22 protein-coding genes and 3 tRNA genes are annotated in these 21,625 nt (G+C 64.4%); 7 read left to right on the top strand and 18 right to left on the bottom strand.

Annotated features, from left to right (window positions below; all coding sequences use genetic code 11):
• Nucleotides 1–3: 3 nt before the first annotated feature.
• The 3 genes from BMZ02_RS02595 to BMZ02_RS02585 are packed head-to-tail and all read left to right on the top strand — an operon-like array spanning nt 4 to nt 2,200.
• Nucleotides 4–990 (top strand): DNA polymerase III subunit delta', encoded by a 987-nt coding sequence (locus tag BMZ02_RS02595; protein WP_091639668.1) that lies wholly within the window; start codon nt 4–6, stop codon nt 988–990.
• Entirely contained in the window at nt 983–1,345 is a 363-nt protein-coding gene (locus BMZ02_RS02590) for a PilZ domain-containing protein (protein WP_091639666.1), read from the top strand. Before BMZ02_RS02595 ends, BMZ02_RS02590 begins: the two co-directional genes overlap by 8 nt.
• Before the next feature lie 45 nt (nt 1,346–1,390).
• Nucleotides 1,391–2,200, top strand: a complete 810-nt coding sequence (locus BMZ02_RS02585; protein ID WP_091639665.1) for a TatD family hydrolase — start codon at nt 1,391–1,393, stop codon at nt 2,198–2,200.
• 34 nt (nt 2,201–2,234) lie between these two features.
• Here BMZ02_RS02585 and BMZ02_RS02580 read toward each other — a convergent pair whose 3' ends face one another.
• From BMZ02_RS02580 to uvrY, 13 genes are all read right to left on the bottom strand, one after another.
• On the bottom strand, nt 2,235–3,377 hold the full coding sequence (locus BMZ02_RS02580; RefSeq protein ID WP_091639663.1) for an aminotransferase class V-fold PLP-dependent enzyme: 1,143 nt from the start codon (nt 3,375–3,377) through the stop codon (nt 2,235–2,237).
• A 297-nt stretch (nt 3,378–3,674) separates the two neighbouring features.
• Nucleotides 3,675–4,433 carry a sensor histidine kinase gene (locus BMZ02_RS02575; protein ID WP_091639661.1) on the bottom strand — a complete coding sequence of 253 codons (759 nt, stop codon included), beginning with the start codon at nt 4,431–4,433 and terminating at the stop codon, nt 3,675–3,677.
• 153 nt (nt 4,434–4,586) lie between these two features.
• Nucleotides 4,587–5,258: a LuxR C-terminal-related transcriptional regulator gene (locus tag BMZ02_RS02570; RefSeq protein WP_171909779.1), complete on the bottom strand. Its 672-nt coding sequence runs from the start codon at nt 5,256–5,258 to the stop codon at nt 4,587–4,589.
• A gap of 178 nt (nt 5,259–5,436) precedes the next feature.
• Nucleotides 5,437–6,147 carry a response regulator gene (locus BMZ02_RS02565; RefSeq protein WP_091639658.1) on the bottom strand — a complete coding sequence of 237 codons (711 nt, stop codon included), beginning with the start codon at nt 6,145–6,147 and terminating at the stop codon, nt 5,437–5,439.
• A 124-nt stretch (nt 6,148–6,271) separates the two neighbouring features.
• Nucleotides 6,272–6,781 (bottom strand): DUF192 domain-containing protein, encoded by a 510-nt coding sequence (locus BMZ02_RS02560; protein WP_091639656.1) that lies wholly within the window; start codon nt 6,779–6,781, stop codon nt 6,272–6,274.
• Nucleotides 6,782–6,795: 14 nt separating this feature from the next.
• Nucleotides 6,796–8,181: a sodium-dependent transporter gene (locus BMZ02_RS02555; RefSeq protein ID WP_091639654.1), complete on the bottom strand. Its 1,386-nt coding sequence runs from the start codon at nt 8,179–8,181 to the stop codon at nt 6,796–6,798.
• Nucleotides 8,182–8,305: 124 nt separating this feature from the next.
• On the bottom strand, nt 8,306–8,905 hold the full coding sequence (locus BMZ02_RS02550; protein WP_245753911.1) for a class I SAM-dependent methyltransferase: 600 nt from the start codon (nt 8,903–8,905) through the stop codon (nt 8,306–8,308).
• Nucleotides 8,906–8,916: 11 nt separating this feature from the next.
• Nucleotides 8,917–9,001 (bottom strand) — tRNA-Leu (locus tag BMZ02_RS02545).
• 87 nt (nt 9,002–9,088) lie between these two features.
• Nucleotides 9,089–9,162, bottom strand: a tRNA-Cys gene (locus tag BMZ02_RS02540).
• A gap of 120 nt (nt 9,163–9,282) precedes the next feature.
• Nucleotides 9,283–9,357 (bottom strand) — tRNA-Gly (locus BMZ02_RS02535).
• Nucleotides 9,358–9,393: 36 nt separating this feature from the next.
• Complete coding sequence (gene pgsA, locus BMZ02_RS02530; protein WP_091639650.1) at nt 9,394–9,975, bottom strand: CDP-diacylglycerol--glycerol-3-phosphate 3-phosphatidyltransferase; 582 nt, start codon at nt 9,973–9,975, stop codon at nt 9,394–9,396.
• Between the two features lie 7 nt (nt 9,976–9,982).
• The gene (uvrC, locus tag BMZ02_RS02525) at nt 9,983–11,812 is read right to left on the bottom strand and encodes an excinuclease ABC subunit UvrC (protein ID WP_091639648.1); all 1,830 of its coding nucleotides are present in this window, start codon (nt 11,810–11,812) and stop codon (nt 9,983–9,985) included.
• A 12-nt stretch (nt 11,813–11,824) separates the two neighbouring features.
• The gene (gene uvrY / locus BMZ02_RS02520) at nt 11,825–12,463 is read right to left on the bottom strand and encodes a UvrY/SirA/GacA family response regulator transcription factor (protein WP_091639646.1); all 639 of its coding nucleotides are present in this window, start codon (nt 12,461–12,463) and stop codon (nt 11,825–11,827) included.
• A 155-nt stretch (nt 12,464–12,618) separates the two neighbouring features.
• Between uvrY and BMZ02_RS02515 the strand changes: the two genes are divergently transcribed.
• Nucleotides 12,619–13,476, top strand: coding sequence for a RibD family protein (locus tag BMZ02_RS02515; protein WP_171909778.1), 858 nt, complete (start codon nt 12,619–12,621; stop codon nt 13,474–13,476).
• On the opposite strand, the gene BMZ02_RS02510 is transcribed toward BMZ02_RS02515, so the two are convergent.
• Entirely contained in the window at nt 13,451–14,833 is a 1,383-nt protein-coding gene (locus BMZ02_RS02510) for a class II fumarate hydratase (RefSeq protein ID WP_091639643.1), read from the bottom strand. The two genes, BMZ02_RS02515 and BMZ02_RS02510, sit on opposite strands and share 26 nt — an antisense overlap.
• Before the next feature lie 234 nt (nt 14,834–15,067).
• Between BMZ02_RS02510 and purB the strand changes: the two genes are divergently transcribed.
• From purB to BMZ02_RS02495, 3 genes are read left to right on the top strand one after another with little or no spacing between them, the layout of a single operon-like run.
• Complete coding sequence (purB, locus tag BMZ02_RS02505) at nt 15,068–16,435, top strand: adenylosuccinate lyase (RefSeq protein ID WP_091639642.1); 1,368 nt, start codon at nt 15,068–15,070, stop codon at nt 16,433–16,435.
• 20 nt (nt 16,436–16,455) lie between these two features.
• The gene (locus BMZ02_RS02500) at nt 16,456–16,929 is read left to right on the top strand and encodes a DUF7931 domain-containing protein (protein WP_091639641.1); all 474 of its coding nucleotides are present in this window, start codon (nt 16,456–16,458) and stop codon (nt 16,927–16,929) included.
• Between the two features lie 31 nt (nt 16,930–16,960).
• The gene (locus BMZ02_RS02495; RefSeq protein WP_091639639.1) at nt 16,961–17,767 is read left to right on the top strand and encodes a hypothetical protein; all 807 of its coding nucleotides are present in this window, start codon (nt 16,961–16,963) and stop codon (nt 17,765–17,767) included.
• 16 nt (nt 17,768–17,783) lie between these two features.
• On the opposite strand, the gene BMZ02_RS02490 is transcribed toward BMZ02_RS02495, so the two are convergent.
• Genes BMZ02_RS02490 through cysM form a run of 4 tightly spaced genes read right to left on the bottom strand, consistent with a single transcriptional unit; the run spans nt 17,784 to nt 21,419 of the window.
• Nucleotides 17,784–18,383 (bottom strand): NUDIX domain-containing protein, encoded by a 600-nt coding sequence (locus BMZ02_RS02490; RefSeq protein WP_091639638.1) that lies wholly within the window; start codon nt 18,381–18,383, stop codon nt 17,784–17,786.
• Nucleotides 18,384–18,395: 12 nt separating this feature from the next.
• Nucleotides 18,396–19,730, bottom strand: coding sequence for a 23S rRNA (uracil(1939)-C(5))-methyltransferase RlmD (rlmD, locus tag BMZ02_RS02485; protein ID WP_091639636.1), 1,335 nt, complete (start codon nt 19,728–19,730; stop codon nt 18,396–18,398).
• Nucleotides 19,723–20,523, bottom strand: coding sequence for a 3'-5' exonuclease (locus BMZ02_RS02480; protein ID WP_091639634.1), 801 nt, complete (start codon nt 20,521–20,523; stop codon nt 19,723–19,725). Before BMZ02_RS02480 ends, rlmD begins: the two co-directional genes overlap by 8 nt.
• Nucleotides 20,524–20,528: 5 nt before the next feature.
• A complete protein-coding gene (cysM, locus tag BMZ02_RS02475; protein WP_091639632.1) occupies nt 20,529–21,419 on the bottom strand; it encodes a cysteine synthase CysM in 891 nt (296 codons plus the stop codon).
• Nucleotides 21,420–21,625 lie beyond the last annotated feature (206 nt).

Raw genomic sequence — 21,625 nt, 5'->3', positions numbered from 1 at the left:
GCAATGAGCGAGCAGGATCACGCGCTATACCCCTGGCAGAGCGTCGCATGGGCATCCCTGCGGCGGCGCATGAACGGCGGACGCCTGCCCCACGCGCTGTTGCTGATCGGTGCGGAAGGGTTGGGCAAGCGGGAGCTGGCCCGGCGTGTCGGTCGCATGCTCCTGTGTACCAGCCCGACTGCCGATGGGTTGCCGTGTGGCAACTGCCAGGGTTGTCAGCTCACCGCGGCGGGCAGTCATCCGGATTACCACGTGCTCGAGCCGGAGGAGGGGAGCCGTGTCATCAAGGTGGATGCCGTACGGGAATTGAGCCGCGTGCTCGGCATGAAGAGCCAGCTGGGTGGGGAGCGCGTCGGCATTATCGCTCCGGCCGAGAGCATGAATACCAACGCCGCCAACAGTCTGCTGAAGACGCTTGAGGAGCCGCCCGAGCACACCACGCTGATCCTCGTTGCCCATCGACCCGCGCAGCTCCCCGCCACCATCCGCAGTCGTTGCCAGGTGATAACGATCGCGGCGCCCTCCCATGCCGTTGCGAGCGAGTGGCTGGCGAGAAACGGGCGGGGCGAAGCGGTCAGGCTGCTCGGTGTCGTCGGCAATGCTCCGCTCGCGGCGCAGGCGCTGCATGAGCAAGGTGGTGCGGAGGTGTTGCAGACGCTGCTGGAGCAGATGTGCGGGATTGCCGAAGGCCGGCTCAGCCCGGTTGAAGTGGCCTCCCGTTGGGGCAAGGATGATGTGGACCGGGTGACGCAGCTGCTGTTGGCCGTCATCATGGATCTGGTCCGGGTGCAGTCCACCGGCGTCGAAGCGCGAATCAGTCGACTGAATCAGTTGCCTGCATCGCTAGACTCCCATGAGCTGCACGGTTATCTGGATGAGGTCATGGAACAGCGGGGGCTCACGGATCATCCGTTGAACCATCAGCTGGTGCTGGAGCGGCTGTTCATCCGTTGGGGTCAGGTTTGCGCAAAGGAGAACGCACATGGCTGATGCGACGCAGTCGAAAGGAGGGCGGCAAGGGATACTGTCCTTGACCATCAAGGACAAGCACGCCCTGTATGCAGCCTACATGCCGCACGTTCGCAATGGCGGACTCTTTGTTCCGACGTCGAACACCTACCGCCTTGGTGACGAGGTCTTCATGCTACTCAGCCTGATGGAGGAGTCGGAGAAGCTCCCGGTGGTCGGCAAGGTGATCTGGATCACCCCTCAGGGCGCCCAGGGCAACCGCACGGCCGGGGTCGGACTTCAGTTCAGTGAGAAGGACGGTGGCCCGGCCCGCACAAAGATCGAAACCTACCTCGCCGGAGCCCTGGAGTCAGAGCGTCCGACCCATACGATCTGACCTCTCAGGTTTTTTTCGTAACCCGTCTCAAATAAAGGAGTTTTCATGGCGTCGCTGCCGCTCGTTGATTCCCATTGTCACCTGCATATGCTCGACGCCGACGCGGATCACCCGCGGCCCTACCTGGACGAAGCCCACGCCAAGGGGATTGGTCATTTTCTGACCGTCAGCGTGGATCTGGACAGTGTGCAGGACCTGCTGGCGCTTGCGGAACGTTACCCCCAGGTATCCACATCCGTCGGTGTGCACCCCTGTGGAAAGGACCTCCGGGAAGTGGATCCGGAGTCGCTCGCGGCCATGGCCGACCATCCCCAGGTGCTTGCGATCGGGGAAACGGGGCTGGATTACCTATGTGCCGGGGAAGGCGACCGCGGCTGGCAGCACGAGCGCTTCCGGCGTCAGATCCGTGCGGCACGCATCGCCGGCAAACCCGTGATCATCCACTCCCGGGGTGCTCCCGAGGATACCGCGCGCATCCTGAAAGAAGAGGGCGCCGACGAGGTCGGGGGGATCATCCACTGTTTCACTGACGACAAGGCCGCGGCTCACCGCTACCTGGATCTCGGGTTCTACCTGTCGTTGTCCGGGATTCTGACGTTTCATCAGGCCAATGCGCTTCGCGAGGTCGCGCAGCAACTCCCGGCGGAATCGCTGCTGGTCGAGACCGACTGCCCCTACCTGGCCCCTGTCCCGCACCGGGGGAAACAGAATCAGCCCGCCTGGGTGCGGGAGGTGGCCGAGTGCCTGGCCGAGGTCCGTGGTGAGCATCTCCACAACGTCGCGGAGTACACCACCTCCAACTTCTATAGGCTGTTCCCCTCGGCGGAGCCGCCCCTGCGGGGCGCTGTCCTGTAATTTTCCCGCAGACGCGGCAAGTTACGGCGTAATGCTACAAGGTTCCGGCAAGGGCTTCCGCCCGGCTCACCGCGTGTTCCAGCTGGCTTGTGGACAGGTAGAAGTGTGGGGAGAACCGGACGCCGCCGCCGCGAGCGGCACAGAGAATGCCCTCGGCCATGAGCGCGCGGTACAGTGCGGTGTTGTCTGCTTGTGGCGACCGGAACACCAGGATCCCCGAGCGTCGTGCCGGTGCCCGGTTACTGATCACCTCCAGGCGTCCGCTGTCGGCGATGCGTTCGGCGAGATACTCGGTACATGCCAGCACCCCGGACTCCACTGCGTCCATGCCCGCGTCGTCCTGCAACACGGCAAGACTGGCTTCCAGCCCGTGGACGGCCATGAGGTTCGGACTGCCGCACTCGAAACGTCGCGCGGACCGGGCCGGCTCCCAGTCGACCGTGTCGTAGTTACCGGCATCCTCGACCATGTGCCAGCCGTACTGGGTCAGTTTGAGTGAGTCCCGGATCGAGGGGCGGCAGTAGAACAGCCCAAGCCCCTCGGGACCGAGCAGCCACTTGTGACCATCGGCGACCACGAAATCCGCGTCGACGCTGCTCAGGTCGAACCGGAGTGCGCCAAGTTGTTGAATTGCGTCCACACAGAACAGCACGTCCCGATCCCGGCATGCAGCCGACAGGCGTTCCAGATCCATGCGTAGCCCGCTGCCGTACTGTACCGCGCTGACCGACACGAGGCGGGTGCGCGAGTTCATGGCGGCTATCAGCGCATCTTCCGGTGACAGGTGGTCGGGGTCATGGAGATCAACGTCCCGGATCACCACACCCTGATCGCGCAGTGATTCCCAGACGATCCGGTTCGACGGAAACTCCGACCGATTGATGATGACCTCGTCGCCAGCGCTCCAGGAAATCCCGTAAGCGACGAAGGACAGCGCCTCAGACGTGTTCTTGACCAGTGCAACATCCCCCGGGTCAGGCGCCCCGATGAGTGCGGCCAGCCGCTCGCGAAGCCGTTGTTCCGTTTCCAGCCAGCGAGGGTAGTTGGCGGATCCGCGATGGAGATTCTCCCGTGCGAAGTCGGAAACCGCATCCGCCGTGCGCTGCGGCCAGCCACCGACCCCGGCGTGGTTGAGATGGATGATGGCATCGTCCTGGGGAAACTGGGGATGAGGCATGCTGCATCTCCGGACAGAGTGTCTGGGGCGTAATGAGTACGGGTGATGGTACCGGAGAAACCGCGCACGGGCATGCATCGACCCACAGGAAGCCACCCACGGACTGCTTGCCATTCAGCGCCGATTCCATGTCGTGCAGAGACCACTCAGCCAGCCGGAGCCCCAACCAGTACTGCGCATAAGAGAGATTATGTTAAATGATGTCGGAGCGTACTGATCCATGGGCTTCCCGTCAGGCGCTGCGTCAGTCTGTGACCCTGGTGGCATCACTCCCCTTCACACCGGAGTGGCCATGTTTCACTTTCCAGGATGGTCGCACGGCAGCCGTACGCTGAAAGTACTGCCTTCGCCCGGAGCACTCTTTACGGCAATGGTGCCACCCATCTGTTCGACCAGGCCTCTCGTGACAGCAAGACCAATTCCGTACCCTCTCTGGTCTGTCGCACAACCATTATCGCCACGCACGAACATGTCGAAGATCTCGGGTTGTTTCTCGGGGGGGATGCCGATGCCGGTGTCCGATACGCGCAGTTCATAGTCGTCCTGGCCGCGGCAAACTGCGGACAGTTCGACGGTGCCTCCAGGACAGGTGTACTTGATCGCATTGGTCAGCAGGTTGTTGAGGACCTGGAGCAACCGGGTCGGGTCTCCGGACACGATCGCGATTGCCGGGTCGCAGTGCACCTTCAGTTCCACATCGGAATGGTTTGCGGTGGGCTGCAGAAAGGTGACCGCTTCCTGCAGCAGGCGCGGCAGATTGATCGGGGTATTCTGTAACGCCAGCTGCCCACTGTCTGAGCGGGCGAGTTCGAGGACATCGTTGACCAGTTTCAGTAGCTGCGCACCACCCTTTCGAATCTGCTGAACGTGTTCACGTTGTCGGGGGGTCAGGGTGTCTGCCGGGTCGGATTCCAGCAGCTCGGCAAAGCCGAGGATTCCGTTGAGCGGGGTCCGCACCTCGTGGCTGAGACGTGCGAGAAACAGCATGCGCGTCGCGTTCTTGCTCTCCGCATCCTCAAGCGCGCGGCGCAATAGATCATCATCGCTGTCGTGCATGCACCACCCTTTACCTGCCTTTTGGGCAGGGTTCCCTGCGCTTTAGATGTAGGGGTTTTCCCTTAGTTTGTGCCTGGTACGCACAAAAACTGCCACTTTTGGCGGGTTATTTCAAGGTGATATAGGTGTTTTTGCCCATGCGATCACAAATAATCATGGTGGTGCCGAGACCATACCCAGGCGGATGGCCTCATGGACCAGTCCCACCATGTTGCTGACGCCGAGACGTCGCATGATTTCGGCTCGATGCGTCTCCACCGTCTTGACACTCACGCCAAGTTGTTCGGCGATGCCCTTGGTTCGATAACCGCTTGCGACCAGACGGAGGACTTCCCTCTGTCTGTGTGTCAAAGCTCGGTGAGTGGATGGAGCCGCGACCTCCTCTGCCGGCCGCGGTGGCTCCAGCGGGGGCGCCGCATCGTCCAGGGGAGGATAAGTGAAGAGCTTGCCCCTGGCCGCGTGGTGAATGGCCTGGTTCAGCTCCGTAATCCCGGCATCCTTGTGCAGAAAACAACAGGCACCTGCCTGGAGTGTCCTGTGCATGAACGCGTTGCTGACATAATTCGATAGTACGATAATCGCCACGTCCGGAGACGTTCCCCGGAGCAAGGCGGATTTCGACGAATCACCGTGTGCATAGATCGCCGCGTCGACGATGGCAACATCCGGGTTCTCGGTGTTTGCAGCGTGCACAAGCTCATGACCTGATCCAGCCTCTGCGACCACTAGCAGCCCGTCCAGCGATTCGATCAATTGCGTCAGTGCATGACGGACTAGGCGGTGGTCGTCGGCAACAAGCACACGAATGGTTTGAGTGCTGTTCATGGCTATCAGCACACTCCTTTGCGTCAGGCAGAACGCCTGCGGCATGTATGAGACGGCCCTGCGATAGGCTAGGAGCCGCGCCTGACCAGGATTCTGGGACGATACGGGTACATCGCTAGCGCGAAGGTACAAGGGTTGGTTGAAGACAGGTATCAGTGTTAACCAGCAAGGGAAACCCCTAGCCGTCTCGGGGGTGTTGTGGCATCGCGTCGGTGGACAGCAAGCCGGTCCTCCGGGCTGCTAGAAGCAAGCCGTCACTGTTCTCTACATCGAGGTGAGCCATGATGCGGCGGCGGTGTTCCATCACGGTCTGATCGTGCACGCCCAATGACTGCGCAATGGCGGGTGCCGTGTCGCCCTGCTCCAGCCGATTGAGGATACTACGATCAACGTTACCCAGCTCTGGGAGCGGGCCATTGTCGTTCTCGGGGTCCAGGTGCCGGAGGAACTCCGAGAGAATCGCCTGGAGCATGGTTGGGCACATGAACGTCTCTCCGGCGCCGGCGCTATAGACGCCGTCTTCCAGCTCCCTGTGCCCGGCGTCCTTGAGAAGAAACCCGGTAGCGCCGCTGTACAACGTCCGGGCCACGGCCTCGATTGTCGGAGGCACTGACATGACAACGTACGCAGGCCTGTCCTGTCGTCCACATCCCTGTGAGGACTTTGGCAGTGACGTTCGATCCCAGCCGGGGAGCCCGATATCCATGACGACCACATCAAGCGTGGTCGTCACCACCAGCCCCTCCATGGTCGCGTAACGTGATGCTTCCGCGATGACGTCGACACGTTCCTGTCCTTCGAGAATCCGGCAGATACCCTCCCGTGGGAGCTGATGCCCTCCTGCCACCAGAACACGGATGCGGCCGGACTGCTGTCGCTGGTGCTGCATGCGCCTGCTTCCTCCCCGCCATTACGGAAGATCAAGGCCACAGGATGTTGGGGCGAAGCACTTGGACGCATTCAATGCTATTACCGTGCATATTTCAAGGTGGCGCCGACGAGGTTGCGGTGGCCTACCATTCAACTCGCACGCCAGGCTCGATCCCGTAGGCAGCGGCAGCGCCCGCCTTCATCTCCAGTGCTGCGATAACGGGGCCGGGTGGTCGCGTCAGACTCCGCTGTCCGGGTTCCATGCGGGAGACGTCGATAACGCGGTGGTCCGAGTCGACGAACACGATATCGAGGGCCGCGTGAACGTTGTTCATGTGGAAGGCCGGAGTGACCGGTTCATCGAAAAGGAACAGGATGGGCGTCCCCGCAATGACGTCGGGGCACAAGTGCTGCATACCGGCTGCACGATGGGACTCCGTGGCCGCTAACCTGGCGTCGATGGTGTGCTCCTGCTCGGAGCCGAATACCAGAGTTTGAGTCGGCATGGCGTCCACGGCTTCCGTGGACGGCCGGCATTCCGGCGCCTGGGCCGCGGTCAGTGACAGGCATCCGACCAAGGCGGCGACGCCCGCGATGATCGCCCACAAAAAGAGGGCGCCGAAGCGCCCTCTTCCGTTCCGGTCAGTGACCATTGCCTATAGCGCCTCTAGCCGAACAGCTCGAACAGGCCGGTGGCATTCGCGAACACGAGTATCACAGCCGCAGGCGCAACGAATCGCGTGACCACGAGCCAGAGCTTGAACAGCGCGCCGTTCTCGTTGACGCCGAGCTCGCCCACGACGCTGGAGAGTCGCATCCGCCAGCCGACGAAGATGGCGATCAACAGCCCGCCGAGCGGCAGCATGATGTCGTTGGAGATGTACTCGAGCGAGTCGAAGATGTTCATGCCCGGCAGGACGGTGATGCCACTCAGCGCATTGAGCGACAGGCCACAGGCGACCCCCAGGAGCCAGATCAGGCTCGAAATGATCGCCGCGGCCTTGAGGCGGCTGCCGTCCCTCCGGCGCTCGGTAAGATAGGACGTGGCCGGCTCCAGCAGTGACATGCCCGATGTGATGGCGGCAACCGACAGGAGCACGAAGAACAGCAGCCCCAGCAGGTAGCCGAACGGAATCTCGCCGAACACGATGGGCAGCGTGATGAACACCAACCCTGCCCCTTCACCGGGCTCAAGGCCGACGGCAAACACGATCGGGAAGATCGCCAGCCCCGCCAGGATGGCGGTGATCGTATCCATGCCCACGATCCAGCCGGCGCTGTGCGGGATGGATTCGTGCTTCGGCAGGTACGCGCCATAGACCATGATGGCACCCATGCCAAGACTGAGGGTGAAGAATGCCTGGCCCATGGCTGTCAGGACCGTGCCCCCTTCCACTGCCGAGAAGTCCGGCTGGAACATGAATGCCATGGCTTCCTGGAATGCCCCCGAAGCCGCCATGCCGTAACCCACCAGGAGGATGAGCAGCACGAACAGTAGCGGCATCAGAATGGTCACCGCACGCTGAAGCCCCTTGCGCACGCCCATGGCGACGATGCCGAACAGGAGCAGCATGAACAACGTGTGCCATCCCAGAACCGAGAACGGGCTTGCCACCAGGGTTTCAAACAGGTGCGTCGAGGAATCGCTGGTAATTCCCTGGAAGGTGCCCAGCAGGGATTGCAGCACGTAGGACAATGCCCAGCCGCCAACCACGCTGTAGAACGACAGGATCAGGAAGCCTGCGGCGACGCCGAGCCAGCCCAGCAGCGCCCAGTTCGCGGAGCGCCCCTCTTCCAGGGCAACGGACCGGAGGCTGTTGATGGGGCTGCGTTTCCCGCGACGACCGAGGGTGATCTCGGCAATCATGATGGGCAGGCCCACCAGCAGGATGCAAAGCAGGTAGATGATCACGAATGCGGCGCCACCGTTTTCCCCCACCAGATACGGGAAGCGCCAGAGATTGCCCAGGCCGACCGCCGAGCCGGTGGCCGCGAGCACGAAGATCATCCCGCTGGACCATTCACCGTGCAGGGAGCTGCGCGTTTCTGACATGACTTGTTGTTCCTTATGTCGCCATCAGAGCACTGCGGTGTTCAGTCTGCCACCAGAATAGCCGATGAAAAACCGGTGACGGGACAAGCCCTGGCCTCAGGGCCGGGTCGGAACTGGCTCTCGCTCACGCCGACGGGCGTTGGGCAACCAGCATGGCTCGGTCGCGAAAGCCGATGAACGGGGTTCCAAGGGTCCCCTCCTCCCGATAAACAATCGGCTTCAGGTCACTGAATAATTGGAGTAATTCCCCGTCGGCGAGCAGGAAATCCGGATTGGAGGGCCCACCGGTGGATACGCGGGTCTGGCAATAGGTCTGGTAGAACAGCAACCCGCCAGGGCGCAGCGCGGCTGCAATGGCGCCGCACAGCGGCCGGTGCAGGAAAGCAGAGACGACGATGACGTCAAAGGATTCCGGCGCGGGAGGCTCCGCGATCACGTCCCGGACATGCGGCGTCACCGGCAGGCCACTGGCGCGGGCGTGACTGTCGATCAGGCGGCTGCCCACCGATGACAGGTCCCAGGCCTCGGTTGCGATGCCCTGACGGGCGAGCACGTAGGCGTTGCCGCCAAGGCCCGCCGCAAGATCCAGTCCTCGTCCATGTGTCGGCAGGAGATGGAGATTGTCCGCAAGAACCTGCGCCGCGCGCGCGTCGGAGGGGCTGGCCGCGCGATAGCGGGCGTCCCATTTGTCACGAAGACTGGCTGTCATGGCTGCCGGAATCACGCTGGATGGGATGGTGCGGGAGGCGGGACTCGAACCCGCACGGCTTACGCCTCAGCATTTTAAGTGCTGTATGTCTACCAGTTCCATCACTCCCGCCAGGGGCTGGGCCGCGGACCCGCCTGCGTTCATCGGGTGTTACGCCCGGGGTGCCCAGTACTGCACGCCGATGCTTGAACAAAAGGATGGAGGCTCGGGCCGGAATCGAACCGACGTACGCGGATTTGCAGTCCGCTGCATCACCACTCTGCCACCGAGCCTTGACGGGGCGTATTCTAACACGGTGCCCAGCCTCCGCCACGGGCGCAAGGCCCTTGATGTGGTGCGGATCGACACCGTTGAAACAACAAACCCCGGCGCGGGGCCGGGGTTGCGCAATCTGGAGCGGGAAACGAGATTCGAACTCGCGACCCCAACCTTGGCAAGGTTGTGCTCTACCACTGAGCTATTCCCGCTGAGGCCGATGTATTCTAGCCACCAGACGCCGGCTGTCAAGCCTTGTCGCCGGTCTCCCTGGGCTCTCCTTCCAGAACCAGCCAGGCAGCGCGCAGGTACACGATCATTGACCACAGGGTCAGGGCCGCGGCCGCATAAAGCAGCAGCAGGCCGATGAGGGTCGTGGGCAGGCCCGCAACCGGCGCGCTGTAGATCAGGAGCAGGATGGCGATCATCTGTGCAGCGGTCTTGAACTTGCCGATGACGTTGACCGCGACGTTGGCGCGTTTGCCAAGCTCGGCCATCCACTCCCGCAGTGCGGACACGGCGATCTCGCGGCCGATGATGACGGCTGCCGGAAGCGCGAAGAACGCCGACGGGTTTTCAGCCGTGAGCGCCACCAGCGCCACCGCGACCATCAGCTTGTCCGCCACCGGGTCCAGGAATGCGCCGAAGGCGGAGGTCTGCTCCAGGCGGCGTGCCAGCCAGCCGTCCAGCCAGTCCGTGAACGCGGCGAGCGCGAAAATAATGGCCGCGACGAGATTGGACCATTCAACGGGAAGAAAGAAGATGATCCCGAAGATCGGGATCATGACGATGCGCGCCAGGGTCAGGCTGTTGGGTAGGTTCATCTCCATGACGGGGTCAGTCCTTCCGGTCACCGTGGAACGTGTCATAGATGCGCTGAGCCAGTTCCCGACTGATGCCCGGCACGCGCGCCAGGTCATCAATACCGGCTCGGGAAACGGCCTTCAACCCACCGAATTGCTTGAGAATCGTCTGGCGCCGCTTGGGCCCGAGGCCCGGGATGTCTTCCAGGCTTGAGCTGCGCCTGCTCTTGCTGCGCCGGTTGCGATGCCCGGTAATGGCAAACCGGTGGGCCTCGTCCCGGATTTGCTGCAACAGGTGCAGCGCCGCGGAATCCGCGGGCAGTATAACCGTTTCGCCGGTGTCTGCGACAAACAGCTTCTCCTCGCCGGGGCGCCGGTCCGGCCCCTTGGAGATGCCGACGATCGGCACCCCGTCCACCTGCAACTCCTCCAGCACCTCCATGGCCTGTCTGACCTGACCGGGGCCGCCGTCAGTGATGAGCAGGTCCGGCAGCACCCCCTCGCCTCGCTTGAGGCGGGTGTAGCGCCGCTCCAGTGCCTGACGCATGGCCGCGTAGTCATCACCCGGCTCGATGTCCGTGATGTTGAATCGCCGGTAGTCGGATTTCACCGGGCCTTCCCGATCGAAAACCACACAGGATGCGACGGTGGCCTCGCCGCGCGTGTGGCTGATATCGAAGCATTCCAGGCGCTCGGGAAGCGCGTCCAGGTCCAGCGCCTGCTGCAGTGCCTCCATGCGGCGGCCCTGCCCCGCGTGGCGCGCAGCGCGGGTGCGTAGCGCGGTGCGCGCGTTGGTAACGGCCATCTCCACCCAGCGGCGGCGCTCGGAGCGGACATTGTGCCGGATGTCCACGGCGTGCCCTGCATCCTGGGAGAGCGCCTCTTCAAGCAGTGACTCCTCGGCGACCGCGGTGTTCACGAGGAGCTCGCGAGGTGTTTCACGCCCCAGGTAATAGCGGGCGATGAAGGCGGACAGTACCTCGCCGGGTTCCGTTTCGTCCGGCGCCTTGGGGAAGAACGTCTTGTTCCCCAGGTTCTGGCCATGGCGGATGACAAACACCTGCACGCAGACGCTGCCCTCCTCCTGCACACACGCGACGACGTCCAGGTCACCCTTCTCGCCGGTGATGGCCTGCTTTTCCTGGATGCGACGCAGCGTTGAGATCCGGTCCCGGAGCCGGGCGGCCTGCTCGAAATCCAGCGCCTCGGAGGCGGCCTCCATCTGTGTGACCAAGCGGTCAATGACTTCGCCGCTCTTGCCCTCCAGGAACATCACCGCGTGCTCCACGTCCCGCGCATACTCCTCGGGTGAGATGTATCCGACGCAGGGTGCCGTGCAGCGTTTGATCTGGTACTGCAGGCAGGGGCGCGAGCGGTTGGCGAAGAACGTGTCCTCGCACTGGCGTACCGGGAACACCTTCTGCAGGTGGCTGAGGGTCTCACGGACGGCGCCGGCGCTGGGGAACGGGCCGAAGTAGCGGCCCTCCTGCCGCCGTGCGCCACGGTGAAAGCCCAGGCGCGGGAATGTCTGCGTTGCCGACAGGAAAATGAACGGATAACTCTTGTCGTCGCGCAGGAGCACGTTGTAGCGCGGGTTGTGCTCCTTGATGAGGTTGTTCTCGAGGATCAGCGCTTCGGCTTCGGTGTGGGTCACCGTGAAGCTGATGTCCGCCACCTGCGCCACCATGGCACGTGTGCGCGGATTCCTGACGGATTTCGTGAAATAACTCGCGACGCGGCGGCGCAGCTTGCGTGCCTTGCCCACGTAGATAACCGCGCCGTCCTGGTCGAGCATGCGGTAGACACCCGGTTGCTCGGGAAGCGCGCGTACCAGTGGTTGGGGGTAGAACGGCGTATCAGTCATCAATGCATGCGGTCAGGACATCTGGTCGATCATGCCGTGGCGAATGGCCAGGTGTGTCAACTCCACGTCCGTGTCCACGCCGAGCTTTTCGTACAGCCGGTAGCGGTAGGTGCTGACGGTCTTGGGACTCAGGCAGAGGGTGTCGGAGATCTCCTGCATCTTGTAGCCCTGGGTGACCATCATCATGACCTGGATCTCGCGCTGGGACAGCTTGTCCAGTCCCTTGCCCCGACTGCCGTCGAATCCCGCGAGAGCCATCTGCCGGGCGATCTCGGCGCCGATGTACCGCTCGCCGCGCCCTACCGAGCGGATGGCGCCGACGATCTCCTTCTCATCACAGCCCTTGGTGATGTACCCCATGGCCCCGGCTTCCATCAGCCTGCTGGGGTACGGCTCCTCAACGTGAATAGTCAGCGCTATGATCTTGAGATCCGGCGATATTCTCAGCAGTTTGCGGGTCGCTTCCAGGCCGCCAATACCCGGCATGCTGACGTCCATGAGCACCACGTCCGGCTGGCGTTCACGCACGAGCTGGAGCGCGTCTTCACCACTGGCGGCCTCGCCGACGACATCAATATCCTCTGCGTCATCAAGCAACCGGCGGATCCCGCTGCGAACCAGTTGATGATCATCGACAAGAATGACCTTCATCCCTCTCCAAACCTCGCTTCTCGAAGCACGCCAGCACCGAACACATTCCCTGTTCCGGGGATCATACTGGCGCCTTATCATACGGCATACTCTCGAGTTCGTCTCACTGTGGGCTGATGACAACGTCCGTCCACAACCACCACATGGAACTCACGATGACTGATACCGGCGAGCAGCCAGCGCCCGTCCATCCGCTCTACCCCGACGCCGGCTCCCCGGTACCGCTTCAGCGGCTTTACCTGGAGGCGCCGTTACCGGATCAGGGCCGGTTCGGGCCCTGGATCTACGGCAACTTCGTCGCCACCCTGGATGGCCGGATCGCGCTGGCACACCCCGAGACCGGTCGTCTGGGGGTGACGGAGAGCATCGGCGATGCCAGGGACTGGCGACTGTTCCAGGAGCTGGCGGCGCGCGCCGACGTGTTGATCACCAGCGGCCGGTATCTCCGCGATCTACGCCTCGGTACGGCGCAGGATGTGCTGCCACTCAGTTCACGAGAGCCCTTTGCCGACCTCCTGGAGTGGCGCGTCCGGCACGGCTACCCGCGTCAGCCCGACGTCGCCGTACTCTCGGCGACCCTGGACTTTCAGCTCCCCGAGGCCCTGTTCCGGCAAGGGCGCCGCGTGACGGTACTGACCGGCGCGTTGGCCGGCGACGAGGCGGTGCAGCGCCATGAGCAGGACGGTGCCCGGGTCATTCGGGTGTCGAGCGGTGATGCCGTGGACGGCGGGGATGTTGCGCGGGCTCTCGGCGATATGGGATACCGGCGGGCCTATTCCGTGACCGGGCCGTACGTGCTCCACGCCTTGATGCGGGCCGGCGCGCTGGATGGTCTTTTCCTCACCCAGCGACACCGGATTGTGGGTGGCGAGCATTACAGCACGATCACGGAAGGGCCGGTGCTGACGCCGCCGGCCGATCTGCGGCTGCAATGGCTCTATCTTGACGCCGCAACCGAGACCGCGCCGGGGCAGCAGTTTGCGCGCTTCAGCCTGGAATACCGCCCTTCGTGAGCGCGCGCGGATCCATGATGCGCTCCAGCTCCGCACGGTCCAGGTCGGTCATTTCCTCGGCCACGTCCAGTACTGAACGCCCCTCGGCGTAGGCGGTCTTGGCCACCTTGGCGCCGAGCTCGTAACCGATGACGCTGTTCAGGGCCGTGACCAGGATCGGGTTGCGGGCCAGTGCGTCGTTCAGGCGCTCCTCGTTGACGGTGAACCCGTCGATGGCGCTATCCGCCAGCAGCACGGCGGCATTGGACAGCAGCTCAATGCTTTGCAGCACATTGTGAGCAACCAGCGGCAACATGACGTTGAGCTGGAAGTTCCCCGACTGGCCGGCAACCGCAACGGCGCCGTCATTGCCCATCACCTGGGCCGCCACCATGGCCACGGACTCCGGGGCCACCGGGTTGACCTTGCCGGGCATGATGCTGGAGCCGGGCTGCAGGGCCGGCAGCGCGATCTCGCCCAGCCCTGCCAGCGGGCCGCTGTTCATCCAGCGCAGGTCATTGGCGATCTTCATGTAGGCGACGGCCAGGGCGCGCAGCTGCCCGGACAGCTCCACGGCGGTGTCCTGACTGCTCAGGCCCAGGAACGTGTTGTCCATGGGGCGGAATGCCAGCCCGGTCCGGTCCGCCAGGCGGTTGGCGAAGCGGCCGGCGAACTCGGGATGTGCGTTGATGCCCGTGCCCACGGCCGTGCCGCCCTGTGGCAGCGCCCGCACGCGGGGCAGCGTGTCGCTGATGCGCTCGCGCCCCTGGCGAATCTGGGCACTCCAGCCGGAGAGCTCCTGGCCGAGTGTGACCGGCATGGCGTCCATGAGGTGGGTCCGGCCGGTCTTGGCGACTTCGGAGAGTTCCGATACGCGCTTCTCGATGGTCTGTTCCAGGTGCTCCAGTGCCGGCAGCAGCCGCTCCTGGGTTTCCAGCGCCGCGCTCACGTGAATCGCGGTGGGGATCACGTCGTTGCTGCTCTGCCCCATGTTCACGTGGTCATTGGCGTGCACGGTCTGCGCCGAATCGCGGGAAGCCAGGTGGGCGATCACCTCGTTGGCGTTCATGTTGCTGCTGGTCCCGGAGCCGGTCTGGAAGACATCCACCGGGAAGTGGTCGTCGTGGGCACCTTCGGCCACGGCAAGGGCGGCGGTGACGATGGCGTCGGCAATCGCGGCGTCCATGAGGCCCAGATCGCGATTCACCTCCGCGGCCGTCGCCTTGATCAGGCCCAGTGCACGGATGAACGGCCGTCCCATGGGGATGCCGCTGACGGGGAAGTTGTCCACCGCGCGCTGGGTCTGGGCGCCGTACAGTGCGTCAGCCGGGACGCGCAGTTCGCCCATGCTGTCTTTTTCAGTGCGGTACTCGGCCATTTCTCGATCCTCCGTGGGCATGCCGGCGCCAAGCGCCGGGGGCCTGGGTGTAAGGGCGCCAAGGTGATCATTCCGTCACCACGCCCGGGGGCGTAAATCGTGCCCGAAGCGGCGACATGATCCAAGGCTCACGGTGATCTTTTTGGTCAGACTGGTAGAATACGGCGGCATTCGGAGGGCCGCACAACGTGCGGCCAGGCCCCGAAGCCAGATTCACCACCCAGTGGAGCCAGCATGGAACTCACCCGACTCACTGCCCTGTCCCCCGTGGATGGGCGGTATGGCACCAAAGCCGAAGCCCTCCAGCCGATCTTCAGCGAATACGGACTCATCCGCCACCGGCTCATCGTCGAGGTGCGCTGGCTGCAGGCGCTGGCGGCGGAGCCGGCAATTGCCGAAGTGCCGGCGCTGTCCAGCGCGGCCTCGGCGCGGCTCGACGCCCTGGTGGACGGTTTCGACCCGGAGCAGGCGGCGCGCGTCAAGGCGCTGGAGGCCACCACCAATCATGACGTGAAGGCGGTGGAGTACTACATCAAGGAAGCGATCGCCGGAGACGCTGAGCTGGCGGCGATCAGCGAGTTCGTGCATTTCGCCTGCACCTCGGAGGACATCAACAACCTCGCGTACGCGCTCATGCTGGAGTCGGCGCGCACCCAGGTGCTGCTGCCGGCGCTCGACCGTGTAGAAGCGGCGGTATCCGAGCTGGCCCATGCCAATGCAGACGTGGCCATGCTGGCGCGCACCCATGGCCAGCCCGCCTCTCCCACCACCCTCGGCAAGGAGATGGCCAACGTGGCCTACCGGCTGCAGCGTCAGCGCGCGCAGATCGCCGGCGTGCCGGTGCTGGGCAAGATCAACGGTGCCGTGGGCAACTACAACGCCCACCTGGTGACCTACCCGGAAGTGGACTGGGAAGCGTTTGCACGGCGTTACGTCGAGAACCTCGGGTTGAGCTGGAACCCCTACACCACGCAGATCGAACCCCACGACTACATTGCCGAGATGTTCGACGCCTGCGCGCGGCTCAACACCGTGCTCATCGACTTCAGTCGGGATATCTGGGGCTACATCGCCTGGGGCTACTTCAAGCAGAATCTGGTGGCTGGCGAAGTGGGCTCATCCACCATGCCCCACAAGGTGAACCCCATCGATTTCGAGAATGCCGAGGGTAACCTGGGCATGGCCAATGCGGTGTTCAGCCACCTCGGTGCCAAACTGCCCATCTCCCGCTGGCAGCGTGATCTCACCGACTCCACCGTGCTCCGCAATCTCGGTACCGGGATCGCCTACTCGCTCATCGCTTACCAGGCGCTGCTCAAGGGCACGGGCAAGCTTGCCGTGAACCACGACCGCATCGCCGAGGACCTTGAAGCGAACTGGGAAGTGCTCGCCGAAGCCATCCAGACCGTCATGCGCCGTTACGGCATCGAACAGCCCTACGAGAAGCTCAAGGCGCTGACTCGTGGGCATCGCGTGGACGCGGCAGGCATGCAGGCCTTCGTGGACGGGCTTGATCTGCCGGAGCACGCCCGGGAAACCCTGAAGGCCCTGACGCCGGCGCGATACGTCGGCAACGCGGCAGATCAGGCGCGCCGGATCTGAATGAGGAGTGGGCTGGCGGGATGAGACGGCGAATCACCTCCGCAGGGGAATCAGGCGACGCCGTCACGGAGCTGCTGGCGGCGGCACGTGGCACCGTCGATATTCTCAGCCCCGGGCTTGATCCCGTCCTTTTCGATCACGACGAGGTTGTGGCCTCCTTGCGCACCCTCGTGGTCAATGCAGGGCGCCGGGCGCGGGTGCGCCTGCTGCTTTGCGACAGTACTGCGGCCGTTCGCGGTGGTCATCGCCTGATGGGCCTGGCACGGCAGCTCACGACCGCCATGGAGATACGCAGGCTGGCCGACGAGGACGCAGGAGATGAGGCCACATGGGTGATCGTCGATGCCCGTGGCGTTGCGCAATGGCCCGGTGCGGGGTATGAAGGAGTCGTGGACCCGGACTCCCGTGCTCTGGCGATGCGGACGGCACGGCTCTTCTCCGAGCGTTGGGAACGGGCGGAACCGGACCCTGAAACGCGGCGTCTAACCCTCTGAATCATCAATAACAACGAACGGAGACGGGCCTATGGATGCGCGGGCGTGGTGGTACCCTCTCGTGACCGGCGTTACCCGGCGGACCTGGCAGGTGGCCGGTGTCGTGGTGCTGGTCTTTGCCGCGGCGGCTGTGCGTGCCGCCAGTATCGAGTCCGTCGAGCTGGAGCACCGGTCCGCGGATGCGATTATCGAGCAGGTCCGGGCCCTGGTCGGAGACGACGCCACCCTGATTGCGGACGGCCACGCCATTCTCGTGCGTGGTGATGCCGATACGGTCGCAGCTGTGCGCAGTGCCGTGGGGCACCTGGACAGACCCGCGGTGCCCGTGCGCGTCACGCTGCGCGCCGGGACGCCAACGGACATGGCGAGAAGCGGCGTGGCGCCGCAGCGGGATGGGGTCCGCACCTACGGCACCCGGACGCGCGGACAGGAGGATTCCGAGCAGGTGATCACGGGGCACTCGGGGGAGCCGATGCAGATCCGTGCCAGCGAGGAGCAGGGGCGGACACGCCAACAGCTTCTCCTGGGCGGTGATCGCCCCGGCCATGCCGAGACGCGGGAGTATGTCACCGCCGAGCGCGGCTTCTTCGTCCGGCCGGAGGTGCGCGGGGAGCGGGTTACCCTTGCCCTGGCCGCCACGCGACAGGCGTTCGAGGGTGACGGCGAACGCCAGGGCCAGGACGTGACCACCTCGGTGAGCGGCAATACCGGCGAATGGCTGCTGGTCGGCGCGTCCGGTCAGGCGGAGCAGACCGAAGAGCGCGGCCGCCGGTACACGACGCGTCGCTCGGAGGAAGGCACCCAGTGGTGGATACGGGTCGACCGGCTGGATCAGTAACCCGCCGCCCTCGCCTTCAGTTGTCCCAGAGGTCCAGTAGCCGCTCCCGGTTCAGCGCCAGCCACTGCAGCGCGATGATGGGCATCGCGTTGTTGATGATCCCGTTCTCGAGCATGTCCATGGCTTCATCGAAGGGGAGTACGTGGGCGCGGATGTCTTCGTTTTCCTCCTGCAGGCCGTGCAGCCCGCCGGCGCTGGAGGCGTCCACGCGCGCGCAGTACAGGCTGACCAGCTCCGACGACATGCCCGGGCTCGGATAGTAGTCGCAGATGCGCATGAGCTCCTGCAGTTCGAGCCCTGCCTCTTCCGCCGCCTCCCGATGGGCCACGTCGGCGACCGCCTCCTGTGGCTCCGCGACACCGGCGACTACTTCCATCAGCCAGGCGCCGTTCGGTGCGTCGATGGCGCCGATGCGGAACTGCTCCACCAGCACCACCGCATCCAGTGCGGGATCGTACGGCAGCACCGCGGCCACCCGCCCGCGGCGCAGCAGCTCCCGGGTCAATTCGGGGGTCATGCCGCCGGCAAACAACCCGTGCTTCAACCGGTAGCGCTCCAGCTTGAAGAAGCCGTCGTAAGCAACCGTGCGGTCTAGGATTTCGAAGTTCTGACTCATGCTCGTGTCTCGCTAGCTCGTGCGCCGGAACAATGCCAGGCTCTCCACGTGGGCGGTATGCGGGAACATGTCCATGACCCCTGCACATTCCAGCCGGTAGCCGTGATCGTGGACCAGGGTGCCCGCATCCCGGGCCAGAGTCGCCGGATTGCAGGAAATGTAGAGTATGGTGTCCGCGCCCAGGTCACCCACCCTGGCGATGACCTCCGCCGCACCGGAGCGAGGCGGGTCCAGCAGGATCTTGTTGAAGGGGCGGTCCAGCCACTCCGGGGTCTCGTTGTCCGCGGCAAGATCCGCGACATGGAATTGCACGTTGCCGACGCCGTTGCGGCTTGCGTTCTCCTGGGCACGTTCCACCAGTTGCCGGTCACCCTCGACGCCCACCACCTCGCCGGCGCGCGCCGCAAGGGGCAGCGAGAAGTTCCCCAGCCCGCAGAACAGGTCGAGAATCCGGTCCTGCTGTTGCGGCTGCAGATAGTCCAGGGCCCGCTGCACCATGCTGGTGTTGATGTCGTGATTGACCTGGGTGAAGTCCGTGGGCTGAAAGACGATCTCCGCTTCACCGGGGGCCGGGTGATACGCAAGGCGCGGCGATGCCGGCCAGATTGGCGCGACGGTGGTCTCGTTGCCCGGTTGCTCGTAGATGGCGAAATCGTGCGCCTGTCCGAAGGCGGTCAGCTCTGCGTAATCCGCTTCGGTAAACGCGCGCAGGTTCCTGAAAACCAGCGCAACAGTTGCCTCGCCAATGGCGACCTCGATTTGCGGCAGGCGGTCGCGGCATGACAGCCGGGCAACGAGGTCGCTCAGGTCGGTGAGCCGTTCCGCGACGCGCGGGTCGAGCACATGGCACTCGGTCATGTCGGCCACGTAGGGGCTGTGCTTTTCGCGGAAACCGACCAGCACCCGCCCTTTCGCCGGCACGTCCTTGACCGCCAGCCGCGCCTTGCGGCGGTAGCCCCAGGTGGGGCCGGTCAGGGGCGCCAGGACCTGCGTCGGCTCCACCCCGCCGATGTGGCGGAACTGCTCCAGCAGCACCTCCTCCTTGAACTGAATCTGCTGCTCCGGGGGCATGTGCTGGAGGCTGCAGCCGCCGCAGACGCCGAAATGCGGGCAGCGCGGCTCGATGCGTTGTGCCGAGGCCTCCAGAACGGCCTCCACGCGCCCCTCGTCAAAGCGACGGTGGCTCCTGGTGTAGCGCATGCGCACGGACTCGCCCGGCAGCGCACCGTGGACGAACACCGTCTTGCCGTCCACGTGGGCAACCCCCCGGCCCTCGTGGCTGAGTGACTCCACCTGTACGTCCACCGGCTCCATCGGAATTCTGGAACGGCGGCGGCGCTTACCCATTGCGGGTCTCCTCCAGCGCCTGCCGGGGCCACGCCTCCAGGAAGGCCTGGAAATGGGGGCGCTGCTCCGCTTCGAGCGTCTCTCTCACCAGGGCGCATTCGCGCGCATAGGCGGCGTGATCGAGGTGGCCGCGCAACAGCTGGAAACGCAACCAGACCAGATAGGTGTTCAGCACGTCGGTCTCGCAGTAGTCGCGGACGGAGTCGAAGGCCCCGTCCTGGATCGCCTGATGGACCTTGCCACCGTCCATGCCCATCTTTCCCGGGAAACCGCAGAGTGTGGCGATTTCGTCCAGCGGCGCGTTGGCGCGCGGCTGGTAGCCGGCGATCATATCCATGAGATCGGTGTGGCGCTCGTGGAAACGGTTCAGGTAGTTGTTCCAGCGAAAGCCCTGCTCGGTCGCCCCGGTCTCCCAGTACCGGGGAGCACTCAGACCGTGTTTCAGGGCCCGGTAGTGCAGCACCGGCAGGTCGAAGCCGCTGCCGTTCCACGACACCAGCGTCGGCGTAAAGCGATCGATGCCGTCGTAGAAACGCTGGATCAGGTCGGCCTCGTCGTCACCGCCCTCGCCCAGGGACCAGACCTTGAAACGGTCGCCGCTGCGCATGGCAATGGAGATCACCACCACCCGGTGAAGATGCAGGCGCAGAAAGTCCGATCCGCCGGTCTCCTGGCGTCGCAGCGCGAAACCGGCTTCGGCGACGGCGTCGTCGTCCAGTCCGTCGAGCCCGTGAATGCGGCGCAGACCGTCCAGGTCCGGCACGGTTTCAATATCGAAAACGAATACGGTCATGGGATTCAGTCCGGAAAGACGCCGGACGAGAGATACCGGTCGCCGCGGTCGCAGACAATGGTGACGATGGTGGCGTTCTCCACCTCGGCGGAGAGCTGCAGCGCCGCGAACAGTGTGCCGCCCGACGACACGCCGGCCATGATGCCTTCCTCGGCGGCCAGCCGCCGGGTCATCTCTTCGGCCTCCGCCTGGCTCACGTCGATGATGCGATCGACCCGCTCGGGCTCGTAGATCTTCGGCAGATACGCCTCCGGCCAGCGACGGATCCCCGGGATCTGGGAGCCGTCGTCCGGCTGCACCCCGACAATCTCCACATGGGGCGCCGTTTCCTTGAAGAAGCGGGATGTCCCCATGATGGTGCCGGTGGTGCCCATGGACGACACGAAATGGGTCACCCCGCCCCTGGTGTCGCGCCAGATCTCCGGTCCGGTGCCCTCGTAGTGCGCTCGCCAGTTGTCGGGGTTGGCGAACTGATCCAGAACCCGTCCTTTCCCTTCGTTCTGCATGCGCTGGGCCACGTCACGCGCCTCTTCCATGCCCCCGTCCTGGGAGACCAGCACGAGTTCGGCGCCGTAGGCGCGCATGGAGGCGCGGCGCTCGGCGGTCATGTGCTCGGGCATGATCAGCACCATGCGATATCCCCGGATTGCTGCCGCCATGGCCAGGGCGATACCGGTATTGCCGCTGGTCGCCTCGATCAGGGTGTCTCCGGGACGGATCTCGCCCCGCTCCTCGGCGCGCCGGATCATGCTCATGGCGGGGCGGTCCTTGACCGAACCCGCCGGGTTGTTTCCCTCGAGCTTGAGGAGGATGGTATTGGACGTATCACCCGCAAGGCGCTGCAACCGGACAAGCGGGGTGTTGCCGACGAAGTCTTCTACGGTTGGATATGTCATGGCGTCTTCGGATTCAAACCTGTTTGCGACTCCGTGAGCCTGGTGTCCTGCGGCACTGCGGCTGCCGCCGGGGCCTTACAATGCTTTAGAGAAGGTGGGTATTCTCGCCTACAACGCCCCGCCGGTGGAAGGCTCGCCTTGTGGGTGAGCTGCGGGCGGGTTCCGCGACGCGGCGGAACAAGAACCTGTACCATGCGCATTTCCCA

This window comes from Aquisalimonas asiatica, assembly GCF_900110585.1.
GTDB classification, from domain to species: domain Bacteria; phylum Pseudomonadota; class Gammaproteobacteria; order Nitrococcales; family Aquisalimonadaceae; genus Aquisalimonas; species Aquisalimonas asiatica.
The sequence above is the reverse complement of the archived record's forward strand: the minus strand, read 5'-3'. Positions and strand labels throughout refer to the sequence as shown.